Here is a 3,127-nt window from a genome sequence, read left to right on the forward strand (position 1 = left end):
TCCTCCAGCCCGTGGCCGAGGGCGCGCAGCTCCCGGCGCGTCCGCCCCGCGCGCAGGAGCTCGAGCAGCTCCTCCCGGCCGGGCTTGAGCTCGTAGGCCAGCAGGGCGCGCGCCCGCTCGGGGTCGGTCTCCCCCTCGCCGTAGGACGGGCACCAGCGGGCGATCGGGCACGCCCCGCACGCCGGGCGGCGCGCGTGGCACACGCGGCGGCCGTGGAAGATCAGCCGGTGGGAGAGCATCGTCCAGTCCCGGCGCGGGAACAGGGCGCCCACGGCGTGCTCGACCTTCACCGGGTCGGTCTCGTCCGTGAACCCCAGGCGCCGGGCGAGCCGGCCGAAGTGCGTGTCCACGGTGATCCCGGGCTGGCCGAAGGCGTTGCCGAGCACCACGAACGCGGTCTTGCGGCCCACCCCGGGCAGCGCCACGAGGTCCTCGAGACGGGCGGGGACCTCGCCGTCGTGCCGGGCCACGAGCTCCTGGGACAGCCGCAGGATCGCGGAGGCCTTGTTCCGGTAGAACCCCGTGGAGCGCACGAGCTCCTGCAGCTCGGGCTCGGTGGCCGCGGCCATCGCGTGGGCGTCCGGGAAGCGGGCGAACAGCGCCGGCGTGGCCGCGTTGACCCGCACGTCGGTGGTCTGGGCGGACAGCACCGTGGCCACGAGCAGCTCGAACGGCGTCTCGAAGTCCAGCTCGGCGACGGCGTACGGGTACGTCTCGGCCAGGATCCGGTTGATCCGCCGCGCCCGGCGCACCAGTGCCAGCTGGGTCTCCCCGGTCGGCGTGCCCGTCGACTCCGTCTCCATCCGCGCGTCCTCCCGCCCTCGTGCGATCCGCTCAGGTCCGACCATCCTAGGGAGCGGGGCGCGTGCCGACGTCCGCACCGCGTCCGGCCCCCGCTTCCGGGCACGATGCGACACACAGGACCCGAGGATTTGTGGCGACGACGCCGCGCGCGGCATGCTGAGGCGGGAGACTAGTGTGGGGCGCGTCACATCCGCGCTGCGCACTGACCGCACCACCCCGAAAGGACCCCGTCGATGGACGAGCAGATCCCCACGTTCCCGCCCCCGGCCGAGTTCGCCGCCCAGGCGGTGGCCGGAGCCGACCTGTACGAGGAGGCCGCCGAGGACCGCCTGGCCTACTGGGCCCGCCGCGCCCGCGAGGTCCTGCACTGGGAGCAGGACTTCACCGACGTCCTGGACTGGTCCGACGCACCCTTCGCGAAGTGGTTCGTCGGCGGCACCACCAACGCCGCGTACAACGCCCTGGACCGCCACGTCGAGGCCGGCCACGGCGACCGCGTGGCCATCCACTTCGAGGGCGAGCCCGGCGACACCCGGACCTACACCTACGCCGACCTGGCCGCCGAGGTCCGGCGCGCCGCCAACGCGTTCGAGTCCCTCGGCGTGACCAAGGGCGACCGCGTGGCCGTCTACCTGCCGATGATCCCCGAGGCCGTCATCACGATGCTCGCGTGCGCGCGCATCGGCGCGGTCCACTCCGTGGTGTTCGGCGGCTTCTCCTCCGACGCCCTGCGCTCCCGCGTGGACGACGCCGAGGCCAAGCTCGTCGTCACGGCGGACGGCTCCTTCCGCCGCGGCAAGCCCTCCATGCTCAAGCCCGCCGTGGACCAGGCCCTCTCCGCGCCCGGCCACACCGCCGAGCACGTGCTCGTGGTCCGCCGCAACGAGGCCGAGGTCGAGATGACCGAGGGCCGCGACCTGTGGTGGCACGACGTCGTGGACGGCCAGTCCGACGAGCACGAGCTCGTGTGGCACGACGCCGAGCACCCGCTCTACATCCTGTACACCTCCGGCACCACCGGGAAGCCGAAGGGCATCCTGCACACCACCGGCGGCTACCTCGTGCAGGCCGCGGTCACCCACCACGACACCTTCGACCTGCACCCGGAGTCGGACGTCTTCTGGTGCACCGCCGACGTCGGCTGGGTCACCGGGCACTCCTACGTCGCCTACGCACCGCTGGTCAACGGCGCCACCCAGGTGATCTACGAGGGCACCCCGGACTCCCCGCACCAGGGCCGCTGGTGGGAGATCGTGCAGAAGTACGGCGTGAGCATCCTCTACACGGCGCCGACGGCGATCCGCACGTTCATGAAGTGGGGCCGGCACATCCCGGACGAGTACGACCTCTCCAGCCTGCGCGTGCTCGGCTCCGTGGGCGAGGCCATCAACCCGGAGGCCTGGCGCTGGTACCACGAGGTCATCGGCGCCGGCCGCTGCCCCATCGTGGACACCTGGTGGCAGACCGAGACGGGCGCCCACATGCTCACCCCGCTGCCCGGCGTGACCACCCTCAAGCCCGGTTCCGCCCAGAGGCCGGTGCCCGGCGTCGTGCTGGAGGTCGTGGACGAGCTCGGCGAACCCATGACGGACACGAGCGCGGGCTTCCTCGTGGTGCGCGAGCCGTGGCCGTCCATGCTGCGGGGCATCTGGGGCGACCGGGAGCGCTTCAAGGAGACCTACTGGTCCCGCTTCCCCGGCATGTACTTCGCCGGCGACGGCGCCCGCTACGACGAGGACGGCGACATCTGGCTGCTGGGCCGCGTGGACGACGTCATGAACGTCTCCGGCCACCGCCTGTCCACCACCGAGATCGAGTCCTCCCTCGTGGCGCACCCGTCCGTGGCCGAGTCCGCGGTGGTCGGTGCGAAGGACGAGACCACGGGTGAGGCGGTCGTCGCGTTCGTCCTGCTCACCGCGGTCGCCGTCGCGGCCGACCGCGACGTCGCCGAGGTCGAGGAGGAGCTGCGGCAGCACGTGGGCAAGGACATCGGCCCCATCGCCAAGCCCAAGCGCGTGCTCGTGGTCCCCGAGCTGCCCAAGACGCGCTCCGGCAAGATCATGCGCCGTCTGCTCAAGGACGTGGCCGAGGGCCGCGACCCGGGCGACTCCACCACGCTGGCCGACCCCACGGTCATGCAGCGCATCGTGGAGACGCTCGCCCCGAAGGCCTGAGCCGGCACGACGACGCCGCCCCGGACCGCACGCTGCGTGCGGTCCGGGGCGGCGTCGTCGGTGGGCGGGCCCGCCTCAGGCGCGGGCGGCCGCGTCCCGGCGGACCAGCTCCACGGCCTCGTCGGGCGTGTACCCGAGGCGCTCGAGCA

2 protein-coding genes are annotated in these 3,127 nt (G+C 73.1%); one reads left to right on the top strand and one right to left on the bottom strand.

What is annotated here, in order from left to right; all coding sequences use genetic code 11:
• Positions 1 to 803 (bottom strand): endonuclease III (nth, locus tag D8M29_RS10150; RefSeq protein WP_127445947.1); only part of this gene is annotated, 803 nt, incomplete at its 3' end.
• A 234-nt stretch (positions 804 to 1,037) separates the two neighbouring features.
• On the opposite strand from nth, the gene acs reads away from it, so the two are divergent.
• A complete protein-coding gene (gene acs / locus D8M29_RS10155) occupies positions 1,038 to 2,978 on the top strand; it encodes an acetate--CoA ligase (RefSeq protein ID WP_036314287.1) in 1,941 nt (646 codons plus the stop codon).
• The last annotated feature ends 149 nt before the right edge of the window (positions 2,979 to 3,127 follow it).

This window comes from Micrococcus sp. HSID17227 (assembly GCF_003989405.1).
GTDB lineage: Bacteria > Actinomycetota > Actinomycetes > Actinomycetales > Micrococcaceae > Micrococcus > Micrococcus luteus.